Source organism: Pseudomonas uvaldensis (assembly GCF_021271205.1).
Lineage (GTDB): Bacteria > Pseudomonadota > Gammaproteobacteria > Pseudomonadales > Pseudomonadaceae > Aquipseudomonas > Aquipseudomonas uvaldensis.
In genome coordinates this window covers 183,525-198,475 of sequence record NZ_JAIWKS010000006.1, presented here as the reverse complement: position 1 = coordinate 198,475, position 14,951 = coordinate 183,525, and the positions used below count along the sequence as shown (strand labels likewise).

General features: G+C 61.0%; 11 protein-coding genes. 4 read left to right on the top strand and 7 right to left on the bottom strand.

All coding sequences use genetic code 11. From position 1 onward, the window contains the following. Window positions 1-56 precede the first annotated feature (56 nt). The 3 genes from LCU97_RS15770 (at window position 57) to LCU97_RS15760 (ending at window position 2,688) form a co-directional block, all read left to right on the top strand. Window positions 57-1,949 (top strand): methyl-accepting chemotaxis protein, encoded by a 1,893-nt coding sequence (locus tag LCU97_RS15770; RefSeq protein WP_218186699.1) that lies wholly within the window; start codon window positions 57-59, stop codon window positions 1,947-1,949. Between the two features lie 137 nt (window positions 1,950-2,086). Then, entirely contained in the window at window positions 2,087-2,359 is a 273-nt protein-coding gene (locus LCU97_RS15765; protein ID WP_053147824.1) for a type II toxin-antitoxin system Phd/YefM family antitoxin, read from the top strand. Further along, the gene (locus LCU97_RS15760; RefSeq protein WP_053147826.1) at window positions 2,356-2,688 is read left to right on the top strand and encodes a type II toxin-antitoxin system RelE/ParE family toxin; all 333 of its coding nucleotides are present in this window, start codon (window positions 2,356-2,358) and stop codon (window positions 2,686-2,688) included. The genes LCU97_RS15765 and LCU97_RS15760 overlap by 4 nt, the downstream gene beginning before the upstream one ends. 7 nt (window positions 2,689-2,695) lie before the next feature. Here the strand turns inward: LCU97_RS15760 and LCU97_RS15755 are convergent, their stop codons facing one another. The 7 genes from LCU97_RS15755 to LCU97_RS15725 all read right to left on the bottom strand — a co-directional run bounded on the left by LCU97_RS15755 (window position 2,696) and on the right by LCU97_RS15725 (window position 14,105). Continuing rightward, on the bottom strand, window positions 2,696-3,286 hold the full coding sequence (locus LCU97_RS15755) for a DUF924 family protein (RefSeq protein WP_232777112.1): 591 nt from the start codon (window positions 3,284-3,286) through the stop codon (window positions 2,696-2,698). Between the two features lie 3 nt (window positions 3,287-3,289). Beyond that, window positions 3,290-4,300, bottom strand: a complete 1,011-nt coding sequence (locus LCU97_RS15750; protein ID WP_053147829.1) for a class 1 fructose-bisphosphatase — start codon at window positions 4,298-4,300, stop codon at window positions 3,290-3,292. A 254-nt stretch (window positions 4,301-4,554) separates the two neighbouring features. Then, window positions 4,555-5,277 carry a TylF/MycF/NovP-related O-methyltransferase gene (locus LCU97_RS15745; protein ID WP_053147831.1) on the bottom strand — a complete coding sequence of 241 codons (723 nt, stop codon included), beginning with the start codon at window positions 5,275-5,277 and terminating at the stop codon, window positions 4,555-4,557. After that, entirely contained in the window at window positions 5,274-6,140 is an 867-nt protein-coding gene (locus LCU97_RS15740) for a 2OG-Fe(II) oxygenase family protein (protein WP_053147833.1), read from the bottom strand. The genes LCU97_RS15745 and LCU97_RS15740 overlap by 4 nt, the downstream gene beginning before the upstream one ends. A gap of 213 nt (window positions 6,141-6,353) precedes the next feature. After that, a complete protein-coding gene (locus LCU97_RS15735; RefSeq protein ID WP_408636404.1) occupies window positions 6,354-7,661 on the bottom strand; it encodes a DUF3999 domain-containing protein in 1,308 nt (435 codons plus the stop codon). 59 nt (window positions 7,662-7,720) lie between these two features. Beyond that, a complete protein-coding gene (locus LCU97_RS15730; RefSeq protein ID WP_232777108.1) occupies window positions 7,721-11,362 on the bottom strand; it encodes a DUF2339 domain-containing protein in 3,642 nt (1,213 codons plus the stop codon). Window positions 11,363-11,654: 292 nt separating this feature from the next. Then, window positions 11,655-14,105 carry a glycogen/starch/alpha-glucan phosphorylase gene (locus tag LCU97_RS15725; protein ID WP_053147839.1) on the bottom strand — a complete coding sequence of 817 codons (2,451 nt, stop codon included), beginning with the start codon at window positions 14,103-14,105 and terminating at the stop codon, window positions 11,655-11,657. Between the two features lie 254 nt (window positions 14,106-14,359). Here LCU97_RS15725 and LCU97_RS15720 point away from each other — a divergent pair, with 254 nt between their 5' ends. Next, window positions 14,360-14,797 carry a YkgJ family cysteine cluster protein gene (locus LCU97_RS15720; protein WP_053147841.1) on the top strand — a complete coding sequence of 146 codons (438 nt, stop codon included), beginning with the start codon at window positions 14,360-14,362 and terminating at the stop codon, window positions 14,795-14,797. Window positions 14,798-14,951 lie beyond the last annotated feature (154 nt).

The window sequence follows — 14,951 nt, the reverse complement described above, 5'->3', positions numbered from 1 at the left end:
GCGTTATGGCAAATTGGCGCCCCTTCCTGACCAGCTCCAGTGCGGTAGCGTTATTAATGACCAGAAACATGAAGTTCAGCCACAAAATTCTGCTGGCTGCCGCCCTCGTGGTGGCCGTTGCATTCGCCTGTTTCATCCTGTTCAACGACTATCGTCAGCGCCAGAGCCTGCATTCGAGCACCGAGACGTCGATGCAGGAACTCGGCAGCCTGACCAGCCGAAACATTCAGACGTGGGTAGAAGGTCGCATCCAATTGCTGCAATCGCTGGCCCAGCAGATCGCAACGGACGGCAGCAGCGCCGCCAGCCTCAAACGCGCCATCGACCTGCCGGCCTACACGGGTAATTTCCAGCTCAGCTATTTCGGCGGCACCGACGGCGTGATGTTCTCGGTACCGGCCGGCAATCGCGCCGCCGACTACGATCCTCGCGCCCGAGGCTGGTACAAGGCCGCCAACGGCGCGCAGCAAACCATCGTCACCGAACCCTACATCGCCGCCTCGTCGGGCAAACTGGTCATCACCGTGGCCACCCCGGTGAAACATCAGAACCAGATGATCGGCGTGGCCGGTGCGGACATCGACCTGTCGAGCATCAGCGCAATCATCAACTCCCTGAACTTCGGCGGCCACGGTCATGCGTTCATCGTCAGCGCCGATGGCAAGATCCTGATCCATCCCGATAGCAAGCGGGTGCTCAAGACACTGGCCGAGGCCTACCCCAACGGTACGCCGCAGGTCAGCCCGGGCATGAAGGAAGTCGAACTCGACGGCAAGACCCAGTTCATGTCCTTCACCCGCGTCAACGGCGTGCCGGGCGCCGACTGGTACGTAGCGCTGGTGCTCGACAAGGACACGGCGCTGGCGATGCTCAGCGAGTTCCGCACCTCGGCGTTGATTGCCATGGCCATTGCCGTGGTGTTCATCATCGCCCTGCTGGGCATGTTGATCCGCGTGTTGATGCAACCGCTGTTGACCATGGGTCGCGCCATGCATGACATCGCCGAAGGCGAAGGCGACCTGACCCGGCGCCTGACCATCCACGGCCACGATGAATTCGGCGCGTTGGGCACATCTTTCAACCGCTTTGTCGAGCGTATCCATACGTCGATCCGTGAAGTGGCTTCGGCCACCGGCCAGGTCAACGAAGTTGCCTTGCGCGTAGTCAGTGCCTCCAATTCATCGATGTTCAACTCTGATCAACAAGCCTCGCGCACCAGCAGCGTGGCCGCAGCCATCAACCAGCTCGGCGCCGCCGCCCAGGAAATTGCCCAGAACGCCGCCCTCGCCTCGCAGCACTCAAGCGAGGCCCGCAGCCTGGCCGAAGACGGCCAGCAAGTGGTGGACAAAACCATCAGCGCGATGCAACAGCTCTCGGCGAAGATCAGTGACTCCTGCGGCAACATCGAAACCCTGAACAGCAACACGGTGAACATTGGCCAGATTCTTGAAGTGATCACCAGCATTTCGCAACAGACCAACCTGCTCGCCTTGAACGCCGCCATCGAGGCAGCCCGGGCCGGTGAAGCCGGGCGCGGCTTTGCGGTCGTGGCCGATGAGGTGCGCAACCTGGCCCACCGCACCCAGGATTCAGCGCAGCAAGTACAGAAGATGATCGAAGAACTGCAGGTCGGTGCACGGGAAGCGGTACTGACCATGACCGACAGCCAGCGCCAGAGCGAAGGCAGCGTCGACATCGCCAACCAGGCCGGCGAACGGCTGGGCAGCGTGACCCAGCGTATCGGTGAAATCGACGGCATGAACCAGTCCGTGGCGACCGCCACCGAAGAACAGACCGCCGTGGTGGAGTCGATCAACGTCGACATCAGCGAGATCAACACGCTGAACCAGGAAGGCGTGGAAAACCTGCAAGCCACGTTGCGCGCCTGTTCCGACCTGGAACAGCAGGCGGCGCGGTTGAAGCAATTGGTGGGGAGTTTCCGGATTTAAAGCGCCTGGATTGGCCCCTATCGAGAGTTCGCTCGCGATAGGGGCCAATCCCGCTGGGGACCGTTTAGACAACACGACCTGACGCAGGACTGAATTAGGACTAAACTCAGTCCACTCAGTTTTGAGAGGTTCCCATCATGAAGTTGTCATCCCAAATCAAACCTATCAGCTATTTGAAAAGCCATACCGCCGAAGTCGTAAAGAGCATCACAGAAACCAGGGAGCCGTTAGTCATCACTCAAAATGGCGAAGCCAAGCTCGTGGTCATGGATGTAAAAAGCTTCGAAGAGCAAGAAGACACCATGGCGCTATTAAAGCTGTTGGCTATGGGTAATAAGGAAATCGAGGAGGGTAAGTACCGGGATGTCGAGGATGTCTTCGCTGAATTGGACGCGGCCGACGAACGATGAGTTTGAAGATCGTAATCCTTCAATCGGCTGAGACCGATCTCAAAGAACTGCGTATTTATCTGACCGAACGGTTTTCTGTTCAAACATGGCAAAGCACCCTTGCCAGTCTTAAGACTGCGATCCGTCATTTGGCGACACTCCCTTATGCGGGGTCGATCCCGGACGAAATAGAAAAGCTGAATTTTGGTCAGTATCGGCAGGTCCTGTCAGGAATGAACAGGATCATTTATGAAGTGCGAGGCCAAACGATTTACATCCATATCATTGCCGATAGCCGCAAAAGCCTGCCCGCGTTACTCATGAAACGGTTGCTTCGAGGTCATCCATAAGCCGCCATTAAAAGCGCGAACCAGGCCTGTTCAAGAATTCCACTTCCTCCGCCGTGGATTCCCTTCCTAGCACCGCGTTGCGATGGGGAAACCGCCCAAACCGCGCAATGATCTTCTGGTGCCGTTCGGCATAATCGAGATTGTCTTCGAACACTGCCGCGTCCGGCTGCTCACGAACCAGGTCGATAAATCGCGACACGGCCTCGTTCTGCACGGCCAGGTTTTCGCAGTGCTCGAGCACCAGGTAGATAAAGACGCGTTGGATGGGTTTGAGTTGTCGGTCGAAACCCGCCGCCATGCCTTGGGCCACCAGCGCTTGGGCGCGCAGGTCCCCGGCAAAGGCTTTGGGGGTGTCGCGAAAGATCATTCGTGGCAATTGGTCGAGCAGCAATACCAGGGCCAGCCAACCTTCGGGGCGTTGCGCCCAGTCGGTCAATTCGCCGGCCAGCGCCTGTTCGACCTGATCGCCAAAACGCTCCCGCGCCTGGCGATCATGGCCCTTGCCGAACCACAGCTTGCCCTTTTCAGCGGCTATATCGTCCGGCGCCTCGGCTGAACCGAACCACCAATCGAGCAACGGCTGCCAGGGCTGGGCCATGGTTTATTCCTTGTGGTAGGCCGTGGCGCGGGCCACTTCTTCTTTCGATCCCAGGAATACCGCAACGCGCTGGTGCAGGCCTTCAGGCTGGATGTCGAGAATGCGCTGATGGCCGTCAGTGGAAGCACCACCGGCCTGCTCCACCAGGAACGACATCGGGTTGGCTTCATACATCAGGCGCAGCTTGCCCGGCTTGGTCGGTTCGCGGCTGTCGCGTGGGTACATGAAGAGGCCGCCACGGTTCAGGATGCGGTGTACGTCGGCGACCATCGCGGCGACCCAACGCATGTTGTAGTTCTTCTTCAACGGGCCTTCCTCACCCGCCAGCAACTCGCTCACGTAGCGCTGCACCGGGGCTTCCCAGTGACGCTGGTTGGACATGTTGATAGCAAATTCCTGGGTGGTTTCAGGGATGGTGATGTCTTCGTGAGTCAGTACGAAGCTGCCCATCTCGCGATCCAGGGTGAAGCCTTTCACGCCGTCGCCCAGGGTCAGTACCAGCATGGTCTGAGGACCGTAGATCGCGTAGCCGGCGGCTACCTGTGCGGTGCCTGGTTGCAGGAAGGCCTTTTCGTTCAGGGCTTCGTTCTGGCTCAGGTACTCGTTCGGGCAGCGCAGTACCGAGAAAATGGTACCGACCGGTGCGTTGATGTCGATGTTCGACGAGCCGTCCAATGGGTCGAACACCAGCAGGTAGGCGCCCTTGGGGTACTTACCCGGGATCTGGTAGGCATTGTCCATTTCCTCGGACGCCATGCCGGCCAGGTGACCGCCCCACTCGTTGGCTTCGAGCAGGATTTCGTTGGACAGCACGTCGAGCTTCTTCTGCACTTCGCCCTGTACGTTCTCCGTGCCCATGCTGCCCAGGACACCACCCAGGGCGCCTTTGGATACGGCGTGGCTGATCTCCTTGCACGCACGCGCCACCACTTCGATCAAAAAGCGCAGATCGGCAGGGGTGTTGTTGCTGCGGGTCTGCTCAATCAAATAGCGACTCAAGGTAACGCGGGACATGGACGGCTCCGAAGAATAGGGGGCGGAAAAACCTGCGCAGTTTAGCGCGAGTCGGGACTTAATTCCTCCTATGAGACGGGATATGGGGGATTGAGTTCACGAGATGGCAATCGCCATCCGTTGCAATACGGAAAAATCGGACCCCCATCAACATGGAGGTACCCGATCCTGGCTGGAGCTTGCAGACTATCCGCTCCGACTTCTGTATGCCCCAAGTCACAAGCCGCTCGACCGAAGCAAAGGCCGAAGTGTTCTCAAACGTGGAAGTAACCCACACACGAATCGAACGGCAGACGTTTGAGTTCGATCTTGTTCAGATCGAGCACTTCGCGCAAGGCTTTGGTTTCTCCTGGAAAGTTACGGTAGGCAACTTCGTCGAGCACCACGATCGCACCTTTTGGCATATACGGCAGGAACGTTTCCAGAGCGACCTTGGTTGATTCGTACAGGTCGGTGTCGAGGATCAGCATCGCTACCACCAGGTCAGGGCGGGTCTGGACCCATTCCGGCACGGTTTTGACAATGTCTCCCTTGACCAATTCACAGCGCGGGATGCGGTTGACCGGGCGCAACAGGTCGTTGGCATCGATCATTTCCTGGATCAAGGACTGGTCGGTGTCGGAGAACATGGTTTCATTGACGTCCGCCGGGTCTTCTTTCTTGTCGATACTCTGGAACCCCTCGAAGGTGTCGAAGCCGATGATCGAGCGATTGATCGCATAGGGTTCCAGGATCATTGAAAGGTGCATATAGAGCATCAACGAGTTGCCCTTGTACACGCCGCATTCGATGATCGCCCCCGGTATTTCGGCGACCTTCTTGAACAGTTCCATGCGCGACAGCGCAGCGGTAACGCCAATGCGATGGGCAAAGACAAATGGCGCGTCGGCCACATACTCGGCGTCCACCCGTTTCAAGACATTGGCACGAGTCTCGTTGTACTGAGCCTCGGCGGGCGTAATGCGGCGCTTGGTCATTGCTGGATTCCTTGGAAATTCGAGAAGTCGTGAGCGTGGAAATAATCTTTGAAGCCTGCACCAACGTCCGGACAAGCGCTGTCTACGTTGATCGCACCGCGCTTGTGCTTGAGATCGTCAAGATGCATCAAGCGAAAATCCACGCTGAAACGGGTTAGTTGAGTGTAGTTGGGAACGGTGCCGTGCAGGTGCGAACCTGAGAAAACCAGCATGTCGCCCATATTGCCGGCTACGCGCAGCTCCGACGAAGTATTGATCTGCTCCAGCGGAACCGGGTGTACCCGGGCTTCTTCCTTGAGGTTTTCCTTGGCCCGATGACGCTGGTTGCTGATCCAGTCAGACAGGCTCCAGTCCTTGGAAGTATTTTCCACAGGGACATCGAAATAGCCCCCATTGATCATCATGGTCTGGTCGGCACTGATGGTGTGTACCGGCATCCATGTGTTGATTTGACAATCGACCCCACCGTACCAAGTATCACGGTGGGGTTTATAGGCATAGCTGACGCCAGCGTGCAGGTAGTCATAATTGGGTACTACACGGATCCGGGGCACGTCGAAAATAAACTCGCGAGGGTCAGCGCCGATTTCATAAATGAAACCCTGGATCAACTCTTTAACGCGCAAGCTGTTGGTGAACTGCCCCTTGAGGCGTGTAACCAGCGCCACGAACTCTTCTACCGGCATCAATGTGTGCAAGGCTTGATGATTAGTCTCGCCGTTGAAGGCGGCAGTGATGCTTTCCTGGGCGAACGCGCACAACTCTCTGGCAATGCGCAATTGAGTGTTCAGGAAGATGTCGCCTGCGTAAATAGCCTCTTTGAAGTCAGCTTTGTTCTGAAGCTGATTGATGTACAGATTCACGGGTCCCCTCCTGAATACATCGAGCCTTCCTAAGAATCGGCACGATGCGGACAAACTGAAGTGTGGTCCCGCATCGGCCCGACCAAAAAGCCGTGCGCCCGGTATGGACCCGGGCGCATCGAGCGAAGCAAGGCAGCGATCCTTATTTCTGTTTAGCCTACCGGACTCCATTGGCTATGAAAAAACACTGGACCCTGAGGGGGCCAAATCGGGTCAGGATTTGACCGGCGGCTTGCGCAGCAGACTGTATGCCATCGCCCCGAGGAATAGCACACTGAGCACCAGCACAGCCCACAGGCCGATTTTCTTCCAGTCCGTCCCGACGACTGCCGGTGCCGTCTCGGTTGCCGGCGTCGAAGTCGCGGCCCCATTTACTGTTGCTACGCCCAGGCTCGCCAGCCGCGACGGCCGGTAATCGGGCACCAGTGTAGACAAGGGCAGACTGGCCGCCTTCACGGTCGCGCTGCCCAGCGCCAGGCTGAACGGCCCTTCTCCACGCGCCAGAAACACCACCTGGCTCGGACGCACCGCAAAACGCAGCGTCGGGGCCTGGTCGCCAAGGCCGCCGCCCCGCTCGTCCACGGTCAGCTTCAGTTGCTGCACGGTCTGACCGTCCAACTGCAGTTGGTTTTGCACCACGTCCTGGCCGTTCTGGGTCAGGCGATACAGCAAGCCACTGGTCATCGGCTGCCAGGAATGGCTGCTCTCACGTCGGCCGGCCAGTGTTACCGGGGCCAGGCTGTTGGCCTGGCTCAGTTCCACCTGCACCTGTTCGAGATTCAACCCCATGGGCAACTGCCAGGTGTATTCACCGGCCTTCGTGGTGGTGCCGGCCAAAGGCTGTGACCAGACCAGCGGCAACGGCAGGCTTTCGCGACTGGCGCTTTGCAACTGCGCCGAGGTCAGCACCGGCGCGGAGGATGGCGAATCCCACAGCAGTCGAAGGTAGCGGGCCGATTGTCCCGGCAGGCTCACCTCATGTTGCTCGACCCGCTCATCGGCAAAGGTCAGCCGTGCCACTTGGCCTTCGCCCCACGCCTGCCAGTTCTGCAAGTCGTCGCTGGCTTCGATGGTAAACCGCTGGAAGCCGTCGCGTTCGCTGGTCCAGTCCAGAATCAACTGTTGCAAGGGCGCCTTGATCGCGCTGGCATCCAGCAGCCATCCGCGCAGCTCTTCTTCCCCCGCTTCGAGCCGGCTGGATGGCTGGACCTCCACCAGCGTACCGTTGGCGTTCGATTGCACCCGCACGCTGGGCGCGCGTTCGTTGTCATCGGCGGCGTTGTACAGCGGAAACCATTTCACGTCGGTGAGAGTGCGATTTTCGCGACTCTGGGCCGTTTCGCGGACCAGCGCATAGGCCTGGGCCTGCCCGGCCGCGTTGAATACCCGCAGGTCGCTCAGGTCGGTCTGTCGCGCTTGCAGCTGGACCTCCAGGGGCAACGGGAGACGATACCAAGGCCCTTCACCGCTCAAGGCCAACGGCACTTGGTGGGCGAAGTCCGCCGGCTTTTCCTGGGCCATGGCCGACAATGCTACCCATAACCCGACCACACCCAGTCCGATCCGACTCAACTTGCGACTCAAGATGACACTCCCTCACTGACAGGCATCGGCGGCTCGGTAGGCGAAGCCGTTTCCGGACGCTTGGGCGGCAGCGGCGCGAAGTAGCCCACCACCAGCAACAGTACCCCCACGCCGATGAACGACACGATCCGCGCCAGACCGCCACGGTTACTCAACTCGACAAAGAACAGCTTGGCCACCACCACGGCAATCAACGCCGCGCCGATCAGCCATACCTCCCGGCGATGCCGCAGATGCCCGCCGATCATCAGGCCCAGGGCAATCAGGGTCCAGACGATGGACAGCCCAGCCTGTACGAACATGGATTCAAGCAACGCATCCAATTCGAACGGTATCCCCATCCAATGGTGAGCACTGCGCATTACCACGGCGGTGAAAAACGCGAACAGCGACACGCCGGCGATCAACTGGGCGACCTGATCGGCATACGCCCAACGGACCGTCAGTTGCCCCACTGCGCTGCGGACCCATACGTAGACGCCAAACAAGGCAAACAGCAAGCCCAGCTCCAGCGGGTTCAGCAGCGGCACGTAGGGCAAGGGTTCAGCGGTGCCGTCGCTGAAGGTGTTGGCCAGCCAGAACCAGCCAAGCATCAGCAGGGCCAGGGGCGCCGCCGCGTAGACGCGATATTCCCGCGACTGCGCCGATATTGGCCAAGGCCAGGCCCGCGGCGCGGCCATCAGCACCAGGTAAAGGCTCGGCAGGATCGCCCAACCCAACCAGCGCCAGGCGTTGTATTGCTCGGACAACAGCAGCAAGCCGTAACGCAGCTCCAGCGCCAGCACACCGATCAGCAGCCAGCAGCCGAGCACATGAGCTGTGCTACGGGCCTGGGCCGGCAGCATCGAAGCCAGGCGTCTGAGCGACAGGAAATGCACGCCGAACACCACCAGCCAAGCGAGCCAGCCGAAATCCGCCGCCGGGTGATAACGGCTGTGCCAGGTCGCGACCAACACACAGCCCGCCGCCGGAATCAGCAAAGTGCACAGCAACCCCAGGGATGGCCATTTCAAACGCTGGGCCAGGACGCTCCACACCGCCACACTGAGCGCCGCGACCACCAGTAACAGGCTGCCTTGCAGGTTCACCGGGGCGAAGCGCAGCACTTCGCTGAGCCACGCCAGCGCCCACCAGCCGGCGCCCCAGACCAGCAACAACTCGGACAAGCGCTGCAAGCTCGATACGTCAAAGACAGTGTCCGATTGACCCCGTTGCAGTCGCCACGCACCGATCAGCGCCACCAGCCCCAGCACCAGCGGCGTCCAGAAGCCGCTGTGCGCCAGGGGCCGCAAGCCTTCGACATCGAGCGTACCCAGCAAGGCCGGCCCTGCCAGCAGGAATGCCGCACCGCCCACCAATTGCAGCAACAGACCGAATACAAAGCTCATGCGCTGCTTCAGGTACAAGCTCAACCAAATGATAAACAGGCCACTGACGGCCCATACGCCACTCGCCGTCTGCCAGGGAAGGACGAACAGCACCGCAAGGTTGATCAGCACCAGCCCTGCCAGCAATACAACGGACAACCCACGCAGCAAACGTGCGTCCTTGCGCACCATATCGTCACGCGCCGCCAGCAACATGCCGCCGATCAACGCCAGGCCGATCAGCGAGGCACTGAGCAAACCGCTCCAGCCGGCGTCGAACACCGCTGCCGAATCGCCCTCGGCACCGCGCAAGCGCATCAGGAACAACGCACCACCCAACAACTGCACGGCAAACGCGGTGAACAGGAAACTGCGCGATTGCAGGCGCAGGCCGACGAATAGCGTCGCCAACCCCGCCAGCGCCCAGGTGATCGCAGTGCCATGGGTGAAGAAAAACAACGGTGCCAGCAGATAGAGGAAACTCAGGCCCAACACCGCCAGAACCGGCTGCCCCTGACGCTCCCAGCCATGGGTATGCTCGGGCGCAGCCTTGCGCAATTGAAGGAAACTGAACAGCAGCGCGCCACCGATCATCAAGGCGCCCAGCGCAGGGGCATCGAGCAGGCTGCTTTCGCCGAAGCTCAACTCGCCGAGGAAGGCCCGCGCCGCGCCCAATTGCAACAACAGCGCAAAAGCGCGTGCCAATGGCCGGTGTTGACGCAACCCCAACCAGAAAATCCCGGCGCCTTCCACGGCCCAGGCTGCCGAAGTCCAGCGGGCATCGAGGCCGAGGGGAATAGCCAGGCTGGCGAAAATCACCCCCAGGGCCAGGCAGGTTTCGGCCAGCAGCAAGGCTCGCCCCCCCATCAATATCCGCGCCAGACCCATGTAGATCGCGCCCAGGGCCAGGGCACTGAACGCCGCGGCAAACTCCAGGTGCTGCACCAGCGCATACTGCAGGCCGAACCCCACCAGCGGTGGCCCGAACAGCATCGTTCCGTCCACATAGTCGCCGTTGCGCGCCGACCAGCGCAGCAATGCCTCCCGGCTGTCACCGTCGGGCGCCCCCGCGGTTTCCAGCAGCTTGCGACGGGTGAACAGCAGACCGATCGCCAGGTACATCACGAAGAATACGATCAGAAATGGCTCGGTGCTCCAAAACAGCTCCGGCGTGTAGGAGCGCAGGCCCCAGGCGACACCAATACCGAAAGTACCGACGAAGCCGATCAGGTTGAGCAGGCGCCAGGCCTTGAACCAGGCAATGGCGAGAATGCCAGTGTTGAGCAGAATGAAATAGCTGAACAGCGCAACGTGATTGCCGCTCCCAGTGGAGGTCAGGATCGGCGCGGCAAACCCACCCAGAGCGGCCACCGCGGCCAGGCCCAAGGCATTCTGGGTCACCGCCAGGATCGCCGAGAACACCGTGACCGCCACCAGCATGCCCAGGGCTGCCTTCGAGTCGAGCAGCGGATGCAGACGCATGGCGGCGAACACGGTCAGGTACAGCACCGCAATGCCGGTACCCTGGAGCATCAGCGCATAGCTGCCATTGCGCTGGCGCAGCCACCAGCCCAGACCCAACAGGCCCAGCGCACTGGCCGCGACGCCGGCGTAACGCAGCTCGATCGGCACCACCATGCCTTCGGTGGCATAACGCAGCAGGAACGCCAGGCCGAGGAACAAGAGCACCACGCCGACCCGCAACACGGTATTGCCGCCAAACAACCAGTTGCGCGCACCGGCTATGGCGCGCTCGATGAAATTCGGGCCCCGTGGCGCTGCCGGTTGCGCGGCAATCGGTTCCACTGGCTCGAATTCACGGGACTCGCGCCTGGAGCGAGCAGGTGCCGGGGTCCAGACGTTGTCGGGCAATGGCTGGCTGGCCTGCGTGGCCGTCGCCGGCTCGGGCGCAAGATCGGGCGGCAGTTCCCAGACCAGCTCGGGTTCCGGCTCCGGTTCGGTGCGGGCGACAGGCTCGGGGACCTGGGGCGCGGTGACCTGGGCCGCGGTGACTGGGGGCGCCGTCGCGGGATCAGGGGCAGCATACAACGTGCCGCGCTCCAGCACCGCCAGACGCGCCTCCAGCGTGATCAGCTCTTGCTGGGCCGCTTGCAGCAAAACCTGCTGCCGGGCGGCCTCGGATCCCAGGTACCTGATACGAAACACCTGGGCGATGCCAAGCCCCACCAACGCGCCTATCAGCGCATCGGCGAGCGACTCATCCACCACCCAGCCAAGAGCCAGGCCCAACAGCGTCAAGATCCATTGCATGGTTGATATCCCTAAGCGGCCCGTTGCGGGCATGACCGGGGCATTTGTGCCTGGATCAGTCTAGTGGAACAACCCAATAATCCTGTGGGAGCGGGCTTGCTCGCGAAAGCGGTGTGTCAGGCGACTTCAACTCAGCCTGGCACACCGCTTTCGCGAGCAAGCCCGCTCCCACAATGGATGGGGGGCATCCCCAATCTCTGAATCCCGCCACAAAGCCCGGCGAAACTGGCGCCTAGTATATCGACGAAGCCCAACCGTCGTTGGGCTTCGCTCACATTTCTGACAGCTAAGGCTATTCCAACGCCTTCCAGATGTCGGTGGCGTACTCGCGGATGGTCCGGTCGGAGGAGAACCAGCCCATGCGCGCCGTGTTGAGCACTGCCGAGCGCCACCATTGCTTGGAGTCGTGCCAGCGCTCCTCGACCTTGGCCTGGGCATGCCAGTACGAGTCGAAATCGGCGCAGACCAGGAAGCGGTCGTAGTCCACCAGCGAATCCACCAGCCCGGTGTAGCGCATCGGATCGTCCGGGGAAAACACCCCGCCACGGATCGCCTGCAACACGTCGTTGAGGCGATGGGAGGCGGCGATGTCCGGCGCGGCGCTGAATTCGCCGTTGCGCTTGCGGGCCTCGACTTGCTCGGCGGTCAGGCCGAAGATAAACATGTGCTCGCCGCCCACGCGCTCATGCATTTCCACGTTGGCGCCGTCCATGGTACCGATGGTCAGCGCGCCGTTGAGGCCGAACTTCATGTTGCTGGTACCGGATGCTTCGAAGCCGGCGGTGGAAATCTGCTCCGACAAGTCCGCCGCCGGGATGATGCTCTCGGCCAGGCTGACGTTGTAGTTGGGCAGGAACACCACTTTGAGCAGACCACGCACGGTCGGGTCGTTGTTCACCACCCGGGCGATGTCATTGGTCAACTTGATGATCAGCTTCGCCTGGTGATAACTGGCGGCGGCCTTGCCGGCGAAGATCTTCACCCGCGGTACCCAGTCCACCTCCGGTTCGGCGCGGATCGCCTGGTACAGTGCCACGGTGTGCATAAGGTTGAGCAACTGACGCTTGTACTCGTGGATTCGCTTGACCTGTACGTCGAACATCGCCGCCGGGTTTACGGCAATCCCCAGCCGCTCGTGGATCAGGTAGGCCAGGGCCTTCTTGCTGTGCAGGCGCTGCTCGGCGAACAGTTTGCGGAATGCCGGCTTATCGGCGAACGGCTCCAGTTCGATCAGGCGTTCCTCGGGATTGTCGAGCACGCTCGGGCCCAGCGCATCGACCATCATCGAGGTCAGTTCCGGGTTGGCCTGGAACAGCCAGCGGCGGAAAGTAATGCCGTTGGTCTTGTTGTTGATCCGCTCCGGGTAGAGCTTGTGCAGCTCGGAAAACACCGTACTGCGCATCAACTGCGTGTGCAGTCCGGACACACCGTTGACGCTGTGGGAGCCCAGGAAGGCCAGGTTGCCCATGCGCACCCGACGACCGTTGTCTTCTTCAATCAGCGAGACCGAGCGCAGCACGTCGAAATCATGCACGCCCTTGGCCCTCAGCGAATCGATGTGCTGGGCGTTGATCAGGTAGATGATCTGCATGTGCCGGGGCAGCATGCGCTCCATCAGCCCCACCGGCCAGGTTTCCAATGCTTCGGGCAGCAGCGTGTGGTTGGTATAGGACAGCGTGTCCTGGGTGATCTGCCAGGCGGCGTCCCAGGCCACGTCATAGACGTCCACCAGTTGGCGCATCAACTCGGCCACGGCGATGGAGGGGTGGGTGTCGTTGAGCTGGATCGCTGCGTGATCCCCCAGGGTCAACACCGAGGTATGCATGTTGCGATGACGGCGCAGCAGATCCTGCAGCGAGGCGGCGACAAAGAAATACTCCTGGCGCAAACGCAATTCCTGCCCGGCCTCGGTGCTGTCGGCCGGGTAGAGCACGCGGGAAATACTTTCGGCCCGTGCCACTTCGGCCACGGCGCCCAAGTGGTCGCCGGCATTGAAACGCTCCAGATGCAGATCTTCCACGGCCCGGGCGCGCCACAGACGCAAGGTGTTGACACTGGCACCGCGCCAGCCCACCACCGGGGTGTCATAGGCAATGGCCCGCACGGTTTCCCCTGGCGTCCAGACCTGTCGGGTCTTGCCGGTGTCGTCGGTCACCGTCTCGACACTGCCGCCGAAGCCGATCGGGTAGACCACCTCCGGCCGTTCGAACTCCCACGGGTTGCCGAAGTCCAGCCAATGCTCGGTCTGCTCCTGCTGCCAGCCGTCGACGATGGCCTGGCGGAACAGGCCGTGTTCATAGCGGATGCCGTAGCCGTGCCCGGCGATGCCCAGGGTGGACATGCTTTCCATGAAGCACGCCGCCAATCGGCCGAGGCCGCCGTTGCCCAGCGCGGCATCGGGTTCGAGCGTGCGGATGCGTTCCAGGTCCACGCCCAGCTCCGTCAGCGCTTCGCGAGCGGTATCCAGCAGGCCGAGGTTGCTCAGGCTGTCGTAAAGCAAGCGCCCGATGAGAAATTCCAGGGAGAGGTAATAAACACGCTTCTGGCCCTTGCGGTAGATCTGCCGCGTGTGGTCCATCCAGTGCTCGACCATATGGTCGCGGGCGGCGAGGGCAATGGCTTCGAACCAATCGTGATCAAACGCATGATCGGGGTCCTTGCCGACGGCATAAGTGAGTTTGGTCAACACAGCGTCGCGAAATGCGGCCACTTCAGCTTCGCGAACAAGCGGTTCTTGAGTCATGGATAAGACCTCGAACGAACAGGGAATTGTCTGAGCCTAGACGGTCTGACAGACGGCGCAGGCGCTTGGTTCGGTGGTTTTCCCCACGCGCCGGAGAATCGTCGCCAGGGAATTGCCGGATGGGCGAATGAATGCAGGGGCCGTGCCGCTACTGGAGGGGGTGGTCGGGATCGAAAAAAAATCGGCGGATGGTCGTTCAAAATTTCACCAGTCCCGGTATGATCGCGCGCCCTGACGCATGCTGGTAAACCTCGATGATGAAGCCCAACCTGATCGCCGCCGCGGAGATCGACCGACTCGATACCTGGGCCAAATATTCCGCCCCGATGTGCGGCTCCTGTGTGTCGAGCTGCTGCACGCTGCCGGTCGAGGTCAAGATCAAGGACCTGATCCGGATCGGCATCGTCGATGAGTTCGAGCTGGGCGACCCGCCGAAAAACATCGCCAAGCGCCTGCAAAAGGAAGGGATTGTCGAACGCTACAACCAGAAGTCCGAGATCTTCACGCTCCAGCGCATGAGCAACAACGATTGCCTTTATCTGGACCGCAAGAGCCGGCTGTGCACCATTTACGAGAAACGCCCGGACACCTGCCGCAACCACCCGCGCATCGGGCCGCGGCCGGGGTATTGCGCGTACAAGCCCAAGGAAGTGGAGCGCGAGCGTAATTCGCGGACGCTGGATCGGTTTTGACTATTTAGCGCCTGACCTACCGTCTTCGCGAGCAAGCCCGCTCCCACAAGGACAGCGCTGAGCCTGTGGGAGCGGGCTTGCTCGCGAAAGCGGCCTGCCGGTCACTGCATAAACCCCAGGCATAAAAAAACGCCCCCGATCTCACGACCGGGGG